Raw genomic sequence first — 14,347 nt, 5'->3', positions numbered from 1 at the left:
GTCTGTACAGGGAGGGGAGTATCCCCACGACGCCCCGTCGTCATCCCGACCCCCAGCAGGGGTCCGGCGGGCGGGCCCCGCTGCGGGTCGGGACAGACCTCCGGTCACGTCGATCGGAGGAGTTGTCATGAGCGCCCCTACATCCCGGACCCGACGCTCCGGCCAGGGACGTCCGTGGGCCCTGGTCACCGTGGTGGCCGGGTTCGTCGTGGCCGCGGGGTGCGTGATCGCCGTCGGCATCGTGTCCCTGGGGCTCAATCCGCTGCTGCAGTAGTTCTGTCCCGGGCACGCTCGGCACACCGGATGCCGCGTCCCACCCGATGCACCGAGCGTGGAACGGGGGGCCCAGGCGGCCGCCGGCTCCGGGTGTCTGGCTTCGACCGATCCCGCCGGAGGCCACATCCTGCATCGGGGACTCCCCCAGGATCCGCCACCACGTGCCCACGGGAACTGCTGGCCTCGCGGCGGTCGGCCTTCTCTTCGCAGGTCGGAAGGAAGGGGTGAGTCCACGGTGCCGAGCGAGGACGTCTTCGTGCCCTACGGCCCGACGCACTGGGCCGCCCTGGGCGTCTGCGCCCTCGGCGCCGTGGTCGTCGTGGGCCTCGGCCGCCGCCTGCGGGGTGCACGAGCCGAGGTGCTCTTCTCCCGGGTGTTCGCCGCGGTCCTGGCCGGATATGCGGTGGCGATGCTCGTCTACCGGTGGCTGCCGGAGAACTTCGACGTCCACATCTCCCTGCCCGTCCATCTCTCGGATCTGGCATGGATGGTAGCCGTCGTCGCCCTGTGGACCCGCGCCCACTGGGCGTTCGCCCTGACCTACTACTGGGGGCTGACCCTCAACCCGCAGGCCATGCTCACCCCGGCCCTCGACTCGCCGGACTTCCCGCACATCGACTTCATCGACCTCTGGGTCCAGCACATCCTCGTGCTCTGGGCGGCCCTGTACCTGACGTGGGGCCGCGGGGACCGCGTGCACTGGCACAGCTATCGCCTGGCTCTGGCCGTCACTGTGGCATGGGCGGTGGTGATGTTCGGGCTCAACAGCCGGCTGGGAACCAATTACGGCTTCCTCAACGGAAAGCCGGACAACCCCTCGATCCTCGACGTGTTCGGGCCCTGGCCGTGGTACCTGCTGGTGGAGTTCCTGATCGTGACCGCGGCGTGGGCGCTCATCACCTGGCCGTGGACAGCTCGGCGACCGGGCAGGGCCAGGACCCGGGTCGGCGCAGCAGGCCGGGACGGCGCGGGCGCGGGGCACTGAGGCAGGGCGGTCGGAGCCTGCCGACGTCGACTGCGTGATCCACCGTGTGAGGACCGTGGCCGGACACCGGCGGCCAGGGGAACACCTGTTGTGCCCCCCTGCGGATCCAGCCGCCGCATCGGCAGACGCGGTGCGCCCGGGCCGGCTGCTCGGCCGGCCCGGAGCGGGCCCTGCGTGAGGGCGGTGGTCAGAGCTCGGCTCGACCGGTGGAGGGGTCCTCGCCCCGGCGCATCACGGGCAGGCCCTCGATCCGGTGGGCCAGAGCGGCCAGGCCGGTGCTGACCGAGCGCAGGGCCGGTGCGCCGCGTCCGGGCCCCCGGAGCACCGCTGCGTCCACGAGGTCCCGCAACCGGTCGAGCACCGACAGCGGCAGGGCCGCGATCACGTTGCCGGGCGGGCGCCGGGCCACGACGGGGTGGGCGCGGGTGGGGGCGGTGCGGCGGACCACTTCCCAGGCCAGGCCCAGCCCGCGCAGCTGCCCGGGGCGCAACAGCTGCTGCAGCCGGGGCAGCAGCTCGTCCTCCTCGTCGCGCACGTCCTCGCGCAGCACCTCGACCAGCCGGCCCAGCACCGTCTCCCGCTGCGGGTCGTCGGCGTCCAGAGCCTCGAGGGCGGTGACGAGCTCGTTGACCTCCTGGTGCTCCTGCTCCACCTGCAGCGTCAGCTCGTGCCCGTCGGGCAGGACCCGGCGCATCACCGGCCACAGCACGGACTCCTCGGCGAAGGCGTGCGGGAACACCAGGCGGTAGATCCGCAGCAGCACCTGCCCCTGGTCGGTGGCCTCGGCCCCGTCCAGCCGCCGCAGCAGCCGGTCGAGCTCGATGTGGTCCTTCTGCTGTCGGGTCAGCACGCTCAGCCGCCCGCCCAGCTCGGCGACGGTCTGGTCGGCGATGGATTGCGTCATGACAACCTTTCAGGAGGTGCCCGGTGCGGGACCCCCGGGTCGAGGGCGCCGGTGCCGGGAACGGTGCGGACACGGCCGGGGCCGTTCCCGCCGTGGTGGGCCCCACGGACGACCCCTGCATGACATAGTAAGCCTGCTGAGTCAGATATCACCCTCCGGCGACGGTCCGGACGGGAACCCGACGGCGAGGAGTCCGATGAGCACCAGCAGCAGGTCCGAGACGCTGCGGGCCAGACTGTGGTTCTGGCCGGCCGTGGCCGGCGCGGCGTCGGCGCTGCTCACCCTGCTGCTCACGACCGTGCGCCCGGCACCGGGCACGGCGTGGGCGACGGCCGTGTGGCCGGGCGGGCAGGACGCGGCGAGCACGGTGCTGCAGGTCGTGGCCACCTCGATCATGACCGCCACCACGCTGACCTTCTCCCTGACCGTGGTGGCCCTGCAGCTGGCGTCCCAGCAGTTCTCCCCCCGGCTGCTGCGCGAGTTCGCCCGCGACGCCAAGATCCAGGCGGTGCTGGCGGTCCTGGTCTCCACCTTCGTGATCGCCCTGACCGGGCTGGCCGGGATGGGCTCCGAGGCGCCGCTGCCGGTGCTGGTGCCGGCCCTGACCCTGGTGATGGGTCTGGTCTCGGCGGGTGCCCTCGTGATGTTCCTGGGCCACATCGTCCGGTCCCTGCGGGTGGACTCGATGATGGTCGCCGTCCACGAGCAGGCGGCCGCGACCGTGGCCGAGGCCTACCTGGACTACGAGGACCGCTCCAAGGAACCGGCTCCCGGGCTGCCCGGGCCCGAGGGCGGGACCCTGCTGCGCGCGAAGCGCAGCGGGTTCGTCCAGGCCATCCGCCCGGGCCCGCTCGTGGAGGCCTGCGCCGAGCACGGGCTGTTCCTCCTGCTCGGCGTCCGTCCGGGCGACCACGTCACCGAGGGCACACCCCTGGGCAGCGTCTGGACGGACGACGGCGCCCCTGCTGCCGCCGGGGACGTGCTGGACGAGGCCGTGGCGCAGGCGGTGGAGGTCGGGTTCGAGCGCACCCTCGAGCACGACGCGGCCCTGGGACTGCGCCAGCTGACCGACATCGCGGTCAAGGCGATCTCCCCCTCGGTCAACGACCCGATCACCGCCCACGCCATCGGCTACTGCACCGACCTCCTCGCCCGGCTGCAGCACCGCAAGCTCGGACCTCAGCAGCACGTGGACGCCGCCGGCACCGTGCGGCTGGTCACCCCGGACCGGGACCACCGCTACTACCTGGACCTGGTGTGCGCCCCGATCCGCCGCTTCGGCGCCGGCGAACCCCTGGTGCTCACCGCCCTGCTGCGCATGCTCCGGGCGTGCGCGGCCACCGCCCGCGACGACACCCAGCACGCGCAGATCGCCCACCAGACCGAGCTGCTGCTGCAGAGCATGGACCCCGGGCTCATCGACTCCGACGCCGAGGAGGTCCGCGAGTTCGCCGGCCGGGTCCACCTCGCCCTGTCCGGGGACCTCGACGACGCCTTCCGCGACCGGGCCGGCGAAACCCGCTCCGTCTGACCCGCCCTCCCCCGGCACCGGGACTCGCCCGGGCACCGCTCGGTGGCGTGCGCCGCGGGGCGGCCCGCTGCTGCGGGTCCGAGGCGTTCCTGATCCGGCGGGGACCCGGCTCCCCCGCCGTCCGGTGCGGCGCGACGCGGTGCCGTTCAGGGTGCCGGCACGCTCCAGGGCCGTCCGACCACGACCCGCACCCCCGGGGAGAACAGCACCGACTCCGGCGGGCCCGCCACCGCCAGGCCGGCCGCGCCCATCAGCCCGTCCTCGATGTGGACCAGTTCGGCCGGGTGCAGCGGCCACGGACGGTGGGAGACGGGCAGGAAGTACGTCCTCCCGGCGAAGCCGATGTGCGCCCCGTACCGGGCGGTGAGGTGCAGCGACAGCGGGTCGTCGGCCTGGGCGGTGAGCTCGGGGCGGACGGCGAAGCAGGTGCCCGGCTGCCGGCCGCGGCGGGCGACCTCGTACCCGTACACCGGTGCCGGCCGGCCCGCGCTGGTCGGCCGGCACCGTGACCACACGTAGGGGATGCCGGCCGCGCGGGCGGCCAGCACCACGGGCAGCCGGGGCGCGTCCAGGGACAGGAACACGATCCCCCGGGAGCCGTCGGCCGCGCGGGAGTACAGGCGGAGGTTCACCTCCGTGAAGGAGCCCAGGTAGGGCAGCGGCAGGACCGTGCCCAGGCGCGTCCCGCTCATCCGGAACCCGATCAGTCCTACCCAGCTGGACCCGTCGAACACCTCCGGAACCGTCCCCGGAGGCATGTGCTCGGCAGCGACCCGTACGGGGAGGCGCCAGTGCAGGATCACGGCCTCGGACCACGACTGCTCCATCAGCCACGGCCGCGGCACCATGGGCCCGGCCGGCCAGGGGTCGGTCCGCGCTGACGGGTGCTTCCGCATGGGGCCAAGCCAATCACGGTTCAGAGCCTGCCTCCAGGCCCGTCGTGGAGCGCCGCGACCGTTGCCCGGTCCCCGGCGGCCGGCCCCGCCGGATCCGCCACCGGTTCGGCACCAGGCGGAGACCGGCCACCGGTCCTCGGCCCGGACGTCCGGAACCCGCACAACCTCCTTCCGAGGCGGCATCCAAGCCGGGACCCGCACCGCAGCTCGCTGGTGGCCCTGCCAGGACCCGCCCCACGAGGGACACGTGGCACGTCCGGACGGTCTGCAGGTGCTGCTCCGGGAAACCATCAGCCGACTGGCTGGTGATGTGGGGATCGAGTATGGTCCAACAGTGGTCCAGCAGCCGGCCGCGACCTCCTTTGCGCAGAAAGCGGCTGTTGTGCTCTCCGAACCTCCCGTGCCCGTCCAGGTCGATCTGGCCGAAGCGACCGTGCGCGTCCCCGCCCCCTTGCCCCAGCACAGGCGCCGCGCCACGGCCACATACCGGCCCCCGGTGCTGCAGCGCCGCGAACGGCTCGACCCCCGGGCTGCGGCCGCGTGAGCCCGCCGACACCCGGCGCCCACCGCCCCGGATCCGGTACCGACCTGCGACCGGGTCGGGCGCCCACAGGCGTGGCCGGGCCGGACGATACTCCGTCGGCGCCGTCGCGGACTCCGTCATCCGGCGCCGCGGCGAGCCCGCACACAGAGGGACCCAGAAGCAGGACGACGAGGAAAGGACAAGGTGTTCGGGTGCGCACGTTCGGTGTGGAGGAGGAGCTGCTGCTGGTCGACGGTGAGACCTTGGAGCCGCTGCCGGCCGGGGAGTGGGCCGCGACCCTGCACGAGCAGATCGAGGTCGTCTCCCCGCCGCAGACCACGCTGGCCGGGCAGCTGGCGGCCATCCGCGCCGGCCGCGCTCTGGCCGACGCGGCCGCCGCCCGTGTCGGTGGGCGCGTGGTCGCTCTGCCCACGGCCCCGCAGGAGACCACCCCGCACCTGGTGCCCGCCCCGCGCTACCGCAGGATCCGGGAGCAGTTCGGGCTCACCGCCGCCGAGCAGCTCACCTGCGGTTTCCACGTCCACGTCGATGTGGACTCCCGGCAGGAGGGCGTGGCGGTGCTCGACCGCATCCGGCCCTGGCTGCCGACCCTGCTGGCACTGAGCACGAACTCCCCGTTCTGGGGCGGGGTCGACACCGGGTACGCCTCCTACCGCTACCAGGCCTGGTCCCGGTGGCCCACCGCCGGCCCCACCGACGCCTTCGGCTCGCCGGGCGGCTACGACCGCCACCGGGCCGCGCTGCTGGGCACCGGCGTGCCGGTGGACGCCGCGATGCTCTACTTCGACGCCCGCCTGTCGGAGCACCACCCGACCGTGGAGGTGCGGGTGGCCGACGTGTGCCTGTACCCGGAGCGTGCCGCGGTGATCGCCGCCCTGATCCGTGCCCTGGTCGAGACCGCCTCCCGCGCCTGGGTCGCCGGGTCCCCCGCCCCGGAGGTGCCGGCCTCGCTGCTGCGCGTGTGGAGCTGGCAGGCCAGCCGCACCGGGGTCGAGGGCCAGCTCATCGACCCGACCACCGGCACCCCGGCGCCGGCCGGGGACGTCATCGCCGGCCTGCTGGAGACCCTCCGCCCAGTGCTGGCCGCATCCGAGGAGGAGGACACGGTCGAAGCCGTGCTCACCGACATCCTGCGCCGCGGCACCGGCGCCCGGCACCAGCGCGAGGCCTACGCGGCCCGCCACGACCTGCGCGACGTCGTGGCCGCCGCCGTCGACGCCACCCACCGCGCCCCCACCCCCGCGCCGGAGGACCCGGAGCCGCTCCTGGCCTGAGCCCGGCGACACACCCGATGACCACGAGCACCGATCGGAGGAACACCATGCCCACCCCCTCCCGCACCGGCAGCACCGCCGGCCCGTTCGCCCGCTTCACCACCACCGCCGCCAACGCCCTGGGCCGGCCGGGGATGTTCCTGCTGGCCGCGGCCCTCATCGTCGCCTGGGCGGTGAGCGGACCGTTCTTGGACTTCTCCGACACCTGGCAGCTGATCATCAACACCCTCACCACGCTCATCACGTTCCTGATGGTGTTCATCATCCAGAACACGCAGAACCGCGACAGCGCCGCCGTGCACCTGAAGCTCGACGTCATCATGCGCCGGCTCGACGTCCAGGATCCGGACCTCTACGACGCCGAGCACCGCAGCGAGGAGGAACTGGAGGCCCAGGACGAGCTCATCACCCCCAGGTCCCCGCGGCAGTAGGGTCCGATTCCGGGCCGGCTGCCGCGGCAGCCTAACGCTCGGAGGCCCGGTGTGTCCTGGTCTCGAGCATTCCTCGGATTTCGGGCCACGTGGTGGGTGCCTGCGCGGCCGGGAGGGATCGGAAGCCCGACTCCCGGAGATGGGGCCCGTAGGTGCGCATGACGTGGGCGTGGAGCGCGGAGCGGGTGTAGCGGCGCATCGCCTCCTCGTCCGTCCACCCGGACCAGGTCCAGAAGGTGGCGGTCAGCGGCTGAGCGGCCAGATCGAGCCAGAGGGCCCCCGGCGCGTGCCGCAGCGCTCGCCGGAGTCGCAGCGAAGCGAGCAGGAAACCCGGCACCTGCCTGACCGAGCGCAGCCGGAGCCGGGAGACGAGCACGATGCCGGCACCGGGAACCTCGCGCATCGTTGCGGCGGGTCCGTACGCCCGGGGCAGGACGGTGATGAGCTGCCCGAGCCGATCGCCGAGGACGGCCTGCCGTCGATGAGTCACCACTACGGCGACGGCGGCTGCGATGTAGAGCAGCTGCATGGCCGCGCGCGGCAGCAGGGCGGTGGCCGGTTCCCCGGCCAGCGTCAGACCGGCCGTGGCCGCGTAGACGTTCGCGGGGAACATCGCCACCATCAGCAGGCCCAGCCCACCGGCGGCCCAGGCGGCCGTCCGCGGCAGCAGCAACCCGATGGCGCCGGCGAGCTCGAGCACACCGGTGACCGTCACGAGCAGCTCGGGGTGGGGCAGGGCGGGTGGCACCATCGCCACGAGGTCGTCTCGGAGACCCGCGAAGTGCGACACCCCCGTGACCAGGAACATCACGGCGAGACCCCCGCGGAGAGCCAGGGGCACCGCCTCCCGCGGGGGACGACGCCGAAGCACCGTGCTGACGCCCAGCGTGGCCAGGGTCGCGGTGAGAAAGACGAACAGGACCGACATGATGCCCCCTCGACGTGCAGTCTTGTCACTGACAAGACTGAACCCGCCGCCACAACTAGTCAATGCCTAAATAGCGGGTAGGGTGGAGGAATGACGCCTCGCGCTTACCATCACGGCGACCTGCACCGCGCGGTGCTGGACGCGGCGGTGCAGGCCGTGCTCGAGGTGGGGCCCTCACAGCTGAGCCTCCGGGACCTGGCGCGCCGGGCGGGGGTCTCTCATGCGGCACCGGCTTATCACTTCGGCAACAAGGCCGGGCTCCTGACCACGCTGGCGGCCGAAGGGTTCCGGATGCTCGCGGAGCACCTCACCGAGGTCCTCGAACGCACCGGCAGCTTCCTCGAGGTCGGTGTCGCCTACGTGCACTTCGCGGTGGAGCATCGGGCGCACACCCAGGTGATGTTCCGCCCGGACCTCTACGAAGCCTCCCGCGCCGACGTCGTCGAGGCACGCGCGGCCGCCACCGAGGCGCTCACCAGAGGCATTGGCACCTTGCCCCCCGAAGTGGTGGGGCCCGACCCGAAGGTCGCCGCTCTCGCCGCCTGGTCCTTCGTGCACGGTTTCGCAGACCTCTGGCTCGGCGGAGCCCTCACGGAGGCGGAGAGCGGCGACCTCACCGAGTCAGCCCAGGCAGTGGCCCGGTACCTCTTCGACACGGGCACGGCGCAGTGAGTGCGGGAAGCACCTGCGTGACACCCGTGCTGCCGGGGCGCCCTCGTCGATGCGCCCGCGCGGCCGATGCAGGACAGATGCAGGTGCTCGTGATCGGCGCTAACCTTGAACGCATGGAGCGTGTTCAGCGATTTCCGCGCCCCCGGTCGTTCAGCGGCCGCGGGACGGTGAGCGCGCACCTTTGAGCCGCCGCGTCTCCGCAGGCACGGCCGGGGGAAATTCCCTTTTCCAGCACCGGCCCTGCCACCCCAGGAGACTCCTATGTCGGCACCCACCTACATCACCCCCGAGCAGCTCGCCCGCGCGCTGACCCTGCGTGATCTCAGCGACCCGGCACGAGGCGCGCACTCGATGCAGCTGCTGCTGCAGGATCTCGTCACCGCGCTGCAGCGCCGATGGGGAAGCTCCGTCCGACAGATGCGGAACCCGCCCCTCGTCGCGGTCCATGACAACTACGACCGTCTGGGCTACGACCCGGGCGATGTCACCCGAGCGCAGCGGTACACCCGCTACGTCTCGCCAACCGTGCTGCTGCGCACCCACACCAGCGCGGAGCTGCCCACTGCCCTGGAGGACTACCGCAACCGGTCCGGCGTCGACGAGCTCCTCGTCGTCCCGGGCCTCGTCTACCGGCGCGACGTGGTCGACCGCACGCACGTGGGCGAACCGCACCAGGCCGACCTGTGGCGGATCCGATCCGCACCGCAGAGCACCGATCAGGACCTGCTCGAGATGATCACCACGGTCGTCGGCACAGTTCTGCCGGGAGCGCGGTGGCGGGTCACCGACGTCGGGCACCCGTACACCCTCGGCGGACGACAGGTGGACGTGCACAGGGACGGCGAATGGCTCGAGCTCGCCGAGTGCGGCCGCATCCACCCGGATGTGCTGCGCCGCTCGGGCCTGGACCCGCAGGTGTGGTCGGGACTGGCCCTGGGCCTGGGGCTGGAGCGAGCCCTGATGCTGCGCAAGTCGATCCCCGACATCCGCTGTCTGCGCTCCTCGGAGCCGCGCATCGCGGCCCAGATGCTGGACCTGGAACCATGGCAGCACGTCTCGTCGCTCCCCGGTACGCGACGGGACATCTCCGTGGTGCTCGACGACGGCGAGGACGACGAGACCATCGGCGACCGGATCCGCACGGCCCTCGGGCCGGACGCGGAGCTCCTGGAATCCGTCGAGGTCCTGTCGTGGACCCGGTGCGAGGAGCTGCCCGCCACAGCCCGTGACCGTCTCGGCATCGCCCCGGGCCAGATCAACGCGCTGATCCGGATCCAGATCCGCCCGCTCCTGCGGACCCTCACTTCCGTGGAGGCGAACCAGTTGCGCAACAGGATCTACCTCGCCGTCCATCAGGGCCCCCACGCCGAACTGGTCCAGGAGCAAGGAGATCGTCGGTGACCGAGCGCCGGCAAGAGCCTGTCATCGGGAGCCGTGGCCGGCAGCCGGCCATGCACGGAGGGTGTGGTGGTGCGCGGCACGTGACGGCCACGCGCAAGACCGCCGCTCGCCGGGGAGAAGAGCTGGTGCACTGCCGTCGTCCGCTACCCCGACGTCGAGTCGGCGCACCAGCGGTAGAGGGCGTCGGGCTCTCCTTCCTCGTTGTCGGACCCGTCTCCGGTGCTCACCACCGAGAACCCGTGGAGCTCGTAGAACGCCCGCGCCCGGGTGTTGCGCACGAAGGTGTAGAGCTCGAGTCCGTCCGGGCGTCGCGCCTGCGCCAAGCGGACCAGCCGCGAGCCGATGCCTCGACCGACGTGGGCCGGATCCACGTAGAGCTGTTCGAGCATGTCCTCGCTCAGCGCCAGAAAAGCAACGATCCGGGTGTCCAGGCGTGCCACCCACACCTCCTGGGTTCCCAGGACGACGTCGGCGATCCACTGGCGCGTCTCGTCCTCGCTGTGCACGACTGGCAGGTAGGGCAGCGCCTTCCGGCGGGAGTCGAGGTGGATCGCGGCGATCTCCTCCGCATCGGCGTGGGAGGCTCGTTCGATGACCACGGGGGCTTCGTGCAGCATGCTGTCTCCTGAACGGGGTCGGTGTCGGGTGGACGGGGAATCTGTGGTCCGGTCACCGTGCTGCTGATCGTCACCCGTTCGACGCGATGCCGTCAGGAGTGAGCGGTCCACCGCTGTCGCACGCCACCCCGACGTGACCGGGCGGCGCTCGTGCCGTGACCCCTGGCGGGGCGTCGCGGCGCTGGTAGGAAGGTCCGGGGTTGCGCCCCCGCAACGAGCCCGTCGAGGGCCGTCCCGGGTGATGGCCGCTCGGTGATGTTGCGGTCCGCTGCGCTGGACTGATCGGACATGACAGTTCCTTTCGGGCAGTGCCGCCGCTCCTGCGGTGACTGCCTCAGGTTCGACCCCGACCGTGTGACCCAGCGTGTGATGCCGCGGCCGCCTCCACAGACCTCGATCGACACGCTCGAGGCGGGACGTCGGCGCCTCGGCTCACCGCCGCACCATCAGGCCGGGCAGCCCCCCGGGCAGAGTCGGCCGTCCTGTAGCGGCAGACGGGCTCGCCCTCGTAGCCTCGGCACATGGAGCTGCGACCGTATCGGCCATCGGATGCTCAGGCGACCCTCAAGGTCTTCCTGCGGGCCATCAGGCTGACCGCCAGCCGCGACTACACCCCGGAGCAGATCGCCGCCTGGGCGGACGAGGACATCGACGTCGGCCAGTGGCATGCCGCCCGAGACGCCGCCACGACACAGGTGGCCTGCGACGGGGAGCACGTCCTGGGATTCACCGACGTCGACGCGCGCGGCTACATCGACATGATGTTCACCGACCCGGCCTACGCACGCCGCGGGGTGGCCACGGCCCTGCTGGAGTGGGCGGCTCGTACCGCCGCATCGCACGGGGCACCCGAGCTCACCGCGCACGCGAGCCTGACCGCACGGCCGTTCTTCGAAGCCCACGGATTCACGGTCCTGGCCGAGCAGCACCCGGTCAGGCTGGGCGTCGAGCTGCGCAACTTCGTGATGCATCGCCCCCTCCGACCACCCCGTGCGGAATGAGCCACGGCCGGTTGGGCGCCTTCGACCGTCCTCCGGCCAGGGAGCGGACGACGAACCCCTGCGGTCGGACGGCGCCCGAGTGAGCTGAGGGATGCCTGGGGGACGCTGGGCAACGCACCTCTGCCGGAACCCCAACGGGGCGGAGAACTCCCGGACATGCCCCCCGCCGTTCCGGCCCCGGAGGACACAGCCACGAGCCTGGGCACCTGTGCCCAACATATCCCGCAAGCTGCGCACCGATGCCGAGACCCCCAGTGCCCTGGCCGTGGAACGGCTGGGACCGCTGCGGCTGGTCACCCTGCCCGGTGGATGCGGGTACGTCACCCACCCGCACCTCGACGGCGCCGACGCGCCGACCCTGGCCCCCTGGCGGGGCACGGCTTTTGCCGGGCGCTGACCACCGCCCGACCCCGCTCCGGACTGCGCACGGACAAGCACCTCGACCACAGCCACGTCAACGAGAACTGCCGACCCGTGCTGGAACGCGCCGGCCTGGTCAAGGTCTCCACCGCCTACCACTGGCACCCGCGAGCGCCACCGACACCCTCCGATCACCGCGTCCGGCGGTGAGGAGGTTGTTGGGGCCGGTCGGCCGGTGCCGGTGCTTCCAAGGTGGGAGGCCGGCACTGCTGGGCGAGGACGAGCCGGCGGTGTCCCAGCCCGGTTTCGCGCACCCACGCCACCGCCAGGTGCCCGATGTGTTCCTCCACCCGGGCGCGGTAGGAGAACACTCTGAACCGTCACGGCTTCTCTGCCGTCTTTATACGGGCTGCGCCGCCGGCTGGGGCGCAGTGATCTGATCGTAGTGGGCGGCCTCGAACTCGGCAGGCGGGACGTTGCCGAGGCTGGAGTGCAGCCTGCGGGTGTTGTACCAGTCCACCCAGGCCAGCGTGGAGTACTCGACGTCGCTGACAGTTTTCAGTGGTGCCTTCACGAACGGGCCCGGGCGGATGCACTCGGTCTTGTAGAGGCCGATGATCGACTCCATGAGGCAGTTGTCGTAGGCGTCCCCGACCGAACCGATCGACGGGGCCATCCCCTCCAGGGCCAGATGCTCGGTGAAGCGCAGCGCCGTGTACTGGGACCCGGCGTCGTGGTGATGGATCAGCCCCTCCGGCAGCACCAGGCCCTGACGGGTGCGGTCCCACCGGCCCATTCGCAGGCAGGTGAGCACCAGATCCGTCGTGCGGGTGGTGGCGGCGTTCCAGGACACGATGCGCTGGGCGAAGACATCGACGATGAAGGCGACGTAGACGAATCCGGCCCAGGTGCGCACGTAGGTGAAGTCGGCGACCCACACGGTGTTCGGGGCCGCGGCGGTGAAGTTGCGGTTGAGCAGATCCGACGCCCGCGTCCCATCCTTGGCCGGGATCGTGGTGCGCACCCGCCGGCCTCGGACCACCCCGGCCAGCCCGAGGGAGCGCATCAGTCGATCCACCGTGCAGTGGGCCACCGCCAGCCCACACCGGCGCAGGTAGGCGGTCATCTTCCGCCGGCCGTAGAGGCCCTCCGGGGTGCCCACGGTGGCCAGCAGCACATCCATGACGATCGCGTCGCTGACCGTGCGCGCGGCAGGCTGCCGACCGGGTTGCTTCCAGGAGCGGTAGGTTCTCGCGGCGATCGGCACGCCCTGCTCGCGCAGGGCCGCGCAGATCGACTCGACCGCGTAGCCTTCGGACCTCATCTGGTCGATGAACCCGGCGATCAACGATTGCGGGGGTCGAGCTCCCCCGCGAAGAAAATCGAGGCCTTGCGCAGGATCTCGTTGGCCTCGCGCAACCGTTTGTTCTCGGCCTTGAGCCGCTTGATCTCTTCGGCCTCGGCCGTGGTGACTCCATCCCGGTCCCCGGAGTCGATCTCGGCCTGACGGACCCAGTTGCGCAGCGTCTCCCGCCCCAGATCCAGCTGCTGACCGATCTGCTGACAGGCCACCGTCAGCGACGGATAGTCCTGCTGGTGCTCGCGCACCATGCGCACCGCTCGGGCCTTGAACTCGGCGTCGTACTTCTTGGGCATGTCCTCATCCTTCATCGAAAGGAAGCGGCATCAAACCCGTGACGGTTCACTCCGTCGGCCCACACCTCCACCATGCGGCCGGGGGTCAGCGCGTCGCCCGATAGCGCCTCCGCCGGGGAGCGCGTCTCATCCATGAGCCGGCACCGCCGGGGCAACACCGTGCCGCCCGGCAACCACCGCGCTCATGCCGTGACCTCAGCCCTGCGTGCCTCGTGCGCCACGGGAAGGCCAACCGGCCTCGTGGTTCCGGGGATTGTGGTCGCCGGTGCGGCGCCGCGGTCGGCCAGCAGGAACTCGACCTTCTGCGCCCCCGCGGCCGCGTTCTCGTGCTCGGCCGACCAGCGCAGCAGATCCACCGCGGCCGGCTCCACGGACTCGGCCGGGCGCAGATCCACGACCACCCGGATGCCCGGCACCAGCCGGCGGGCTCGGCCGATCACCGGGCACAGACCCTGCTGATTGATCTCGGTCACCGCACCGGTGACCACGATGCGCACCTGCCGTCCGTCCAGGTCGACCTGCACGACAACAGCGATTTTCGGTCCCATGGCAGCACCTGCTTCCGAACAGAAGACGTCCGGCCACTTCTCAACCGTCCCCCTACCATAAGCACACTTACCCTGTGCTGACCAGCGACTCACCCTCCCTCAGGGAGCCCGCCGTGCGGCCTCGGCCTGGTGCAGGAGGCTGACAACAGGCCGAAGGCGACGCGGTGGAGGCACCCTGACGGCCCCACCCGGTTTCGGCGACGGCCGTGCCGTCCACCCGAGGGCCTGGTCGATGTCCGGCTCGTCGGCAACCGGCCCTGCGCCGAGTGCACGGCTGGACCGTCGATGTCTCGTGGGCGCCGGGCCCCGGAACGGCCCGGACA

General features: G+C 71.9%; 15 protein-coding genes. 9 read left to right on the top strand and 6 right to left on the bottom strand.

Annotated features, from left to right (window positions below; translation table 11 throughout):
- Window positions 1-127: 127 nt before the first annotated feature.
- Together AYX06_RS19650 and AYX06_RS01965 are read left to right on the top strand one after the other, a co-directional pair.
- Window positions 128-274 (top strand): hypothetical protein, encoded by a 147-nt coding sequence (locus AYX06_RS19650; RefSeq protein ID WP_157093447.1) that lies wholly within the window; start codon window positions 128-130, stop codon window positions 272-274.
- 237 nt (window positions 275-511) lie between these two features.
- Window positions 512-1,261: a YwaF family protein gene (locus tag AYX06_RS01965; protein ID WP_062733941.1), complete on the top strand. Its 750-nt coding sequence runs from the start codon at window positions 512-514 to the stop codon at window positions 1,259-1,261.
- A gap of 187 nt (window positions 1,262-1,448) precedes the next feature.
- Here the strand turns inward: AYX06_RS01965 and AYX06_RS01960 are convergent, their stop codons facing one another.
- On the bottom strand, window positions 1,449-2,165 hold the full coding sequence (locus tag AYX06_RS01960) for a hemerythrin domain-containing protein (protein ID WP_062733938.1): 717 nt from the start codon (window positions 2,163-2,165) through the stop codon (window positions 1,449-1,451).
- A 196-nt stretch (window positions 2,166-2,361) separates the two neighbouring features.
- On the opposite strand from AYX06_RS01960, the gene AYX06_RS01955 reads away from it, so the two are divergent.
- Window positions 2,362-3,696, top strand: a complete 1,335-nt coding sequence (locus AYX06_RS01955) for a DUF2254 domain-containing protein (RefSeq protein ID WP_062733936.1) — start codon at window positions 2,362-2,364, stop codon at window positions 3,694-3,696.
- A gap of 146 nt (window positions 3,697-3,842) precedes the next feature.
- On the opposite strand, the gene AYX06_RS01950 is transcribed toward AYX06_RS01955, so the two are convergent.
- Complete coding sequence (locus tag AYX06_RS01950) at window positions 3,843-4,592, bottom strand: YqjF family protein (RefSeq protein WP_084271394.1); 750 nt, start codon at window positions 4,590-4,592, stop codon at window positions 3,843-3,845.
- 735 nt (window positions 4,593-5,327) lie between these two features.
- Between AYX06_RS01950 and AYX06_RS01940 the strand changes: the two genes are divergently transcribed.
- Together AYX06_RS01940 and AYX06_RS01935 are read left to right on the top strand one after the other, a co-directional pair.
- Window positions 5,328-6,410 (top strand): glutamate--cysteine ligase, encoded by a 1,083-nt coding sequence (locus AYX06_RS01940; protein WP_062733932.1) that lies wholly within the window; start codon window positions 5,328-5,330, stop codon window positions 6,408-6,410.
- Window positions 6,411-6,457: 47 nt separating this feature from the next.
- Window positions 6,458-6,841, top strand: a complete 384-nt coding sequence (locus AYX06_RS01935; protein ID WP_062733930.1) for a low affinity iron permease family protein — start codon at window positions 6,458-6,460, stop codon at window positions 6,839-6,841.
- A gap of 31 nt (window positions 6,842-6,872) precedes the next feature.
- Here AYX06_RS01935 and AYX06_RS19645 read toward each other — a convergent pair whose 3' ends face one another.
- Window positions 6,873-7,769 (bottom strand): DoxX family protein, encoded by an 897-nt coding sequence (locus AYX06_RS19645; protein WP_147017735.1) that lies wholly within the window; start codon window positions 7,767-7,769, stop codon window positions 6,873-6,875.
- Between the two features lie 90 nt (window positions 7,770-7,859).
- Here AYX06_RS19645 and AYX06_RS01925 point away from each other — a divergent pair, with 90 nt between their 5' ends.
- Together AYX06_RS01925 and srmL are read left to right on the top strand one after the other, a co-directional pair.
- A complete protein-coding gene (locus AYX06_RS01925) occupies window positions 7,860-8,441 on the top strand; it encodes a TetR/AcrR family transcriptional regulator (protein WP_062733928.1) in 582 nt (193 codons plus the stop codon).
- 261 nt (window positions 8,442-8,702) lie between these two features.
- Window positions 8,703-9,842, top strand: coding sequence for a PheS-related mystery ligase SrmL (gene srmL, locus AYX06_RS01920; protein WP_062733926.1), 1,140 nt, complete (start codon window positions 8,703-8,705; stop codon window positions 9,840-9,842).
- A gap of 143 nt (window positions 9,843-9,985) precedes the next feature.
- Here srmL and AYX06_RS01915 read toward each other — a convergent pair whose 3' ends face one another.
- On the bottom strand, window positions 9,986-10,459 hold the full coding sequence (locus AYX06_RS01915; protein ID WP_062733924.1) for a GNAT family N-acetyltransferase: 474 nt from the start codon (window positions 10,457-10,459) through the stop codon (window positions 9,986-9,988).
- Between the two features lie 521 nt (window positions 10,460-10,980).
- On the opposite strand from AYX06_RS01915, the gene AYX06_RS01910 reads away from it, so the two are divergent.
- Together AYX06_RS01910 and AYX06_RS01905 are read left to right on the top strand one after the other, a co-directional pair.
- Complete coding sequence (locus tag AYX06_RS01910) at window positions 10,981-11,460, top strand: GNAT family N-acetyltransferase (RefSeq protein WP_062733922.1); 480 nt, start codon at window positions 10,981-10,983, stop codon at window positions 11,458-11,460.
- A 208-nt stretch (window positions 11,461-11,668) separates the two neighbouring features.
- Complete coding sequence (locus AYX06_RS01905) at window positions 11,669-11,857, top strand: hypothetical protein (RefSeq protein WP_062733921.1); 189 nt, start codon at window positions 11,669-11,671, stop codon at window positions 11,855-11,857.
- Between the two features lie 363 nt (window positions 11,858-12,220).
- Here AYX06_RS01905 and AYX06_RS01900 read toward each other — a convergent pair.
- Both AYX06_RS01900 and AYX06_RS01890 read right to left on the bottom strand, forming a co-directional pair.
- Window positions 12,221-13,476, bottom strand: a protein-coding gene (locus AYX06_RS01900) for an IS3 family transposase (protein WP_147018050.1) whose coding sequence is annotated in 2 segments (ribosomal slippage) — window positions 12,221-13,203 and window positions 13,203-13,476 — 1,257 coding nt in all. Because the reading frame shifts where the segments join, the coding sequence is not laid out codon by codon here.
- A gap of 182 nt (window positions 13,477-13,658) precedes the next feature.
- Window positions 13,659-14,024: a hypothetical protein gene (locus AYX06_RS01890; protein WP_147017839.1), complete on the bottom strand. Its 366-nt coding sequence runs from the start codon at window positions 14,022-14,024 to the stop codon at window positions 13,659-13,661.
- Between the last annotated feature and the right edge of the window lie 323 nt (window positions 14,025-14,347).

This window comes from Kocuria turfanensis (genome assembly GCF_001580365.1).
In the GTDB taxonomy this organism is placed as follows: Bacteria; Actinomycetota; Actinomycetes; order Actinomycetales; family Micrococcaceae; genus Kocuria; species Kocuria turfanensis.
This window is presented reverse-complemented; position numbering and strand designations above follow the sequence as displayed.

Excerpts from the sequence above, each read along its gene's own strand:
- AYX06_RS19650 (WP_157093447.1), top strand. The coding sequence starts at position 128 with ATGAGCGCCCCTACATCCCGGACCCGACGCTCCGGCCAGGGACGTCCG.
- AYX06_RS01960 (WP_062733938.1), bottom strand. The coding sequence starts at position 2,165 with ATGACGCAATCCATCGCCGACCAGACCGTCGCCGAGCTGGGCGGGCGG.
- AYX06_RS01915 (WP_062733924.1), bottom strand. The coding sequence starts at position 10,459 with ATGCTGCACGAAGCCCCCGTGGTCATCGAACGAGCCTCCCACGCCGAT.
- srmL (WP_062733926.1), top strand. The coding sequence starts at position 8,703 with ATGTCGGCACCCACCTACATCACCCCCGAGCAGCTCGCCCGCGCGCTG.
- AYX06_RS01910 (WP_062733922.1), top strand. The coding sequence starts at position 10,981 with ATGGAGCTGCGACCGTATCGGCCATCGGATGCTCAGGCGACCCTCAAG.
- AYX06_RS01935 (WP_062733930.1), top strand. The coding sequence starts at position 6,458 with ATGCCCACCCCCTCCCGCACCGGCAGCACCGCCGGCCCGTTCGCCCGC.
- AYX06_RS01950 (WP_084271394.1), bottom strand. The coding sequence starts at position 4,592 with ATGCGGAAGCACCCGTCAGCGCGGACCGACCCCTGGCCGGCCGGGCCC.
- AYX06_RS19645 (WP_147017735.1), bottom strand. The coding sequence starts at position 7,769 with ATGTCGGTCCTGTTCGTCTTTCTCACCGCGACCCTGGCCACGCTGGGC.
- AYX06_RS01925 (WP_062733928.1), top strand. The coding sequence starts at position 7,860 with ATGACGCCTCGCGCTTACCATCACGGCGACCTGCACCGCGCGGTGCTG.
- AYX06_RS01890 (WP_147017839.1), bottom strand. The coding sequence starts at position 14,024 with ATGGGACCGAAAATCGCTGTTGTCGTGCAGGTCGACCTGGACGGACGG.
- AYX06_RS01955 (WP_062733936.1), top strand. The coding sequence starts at position 2,362 with ATGAGCACCAGCAGCAGGTCCGAGACGCTGCGGGCCAGACTGTGGTTC.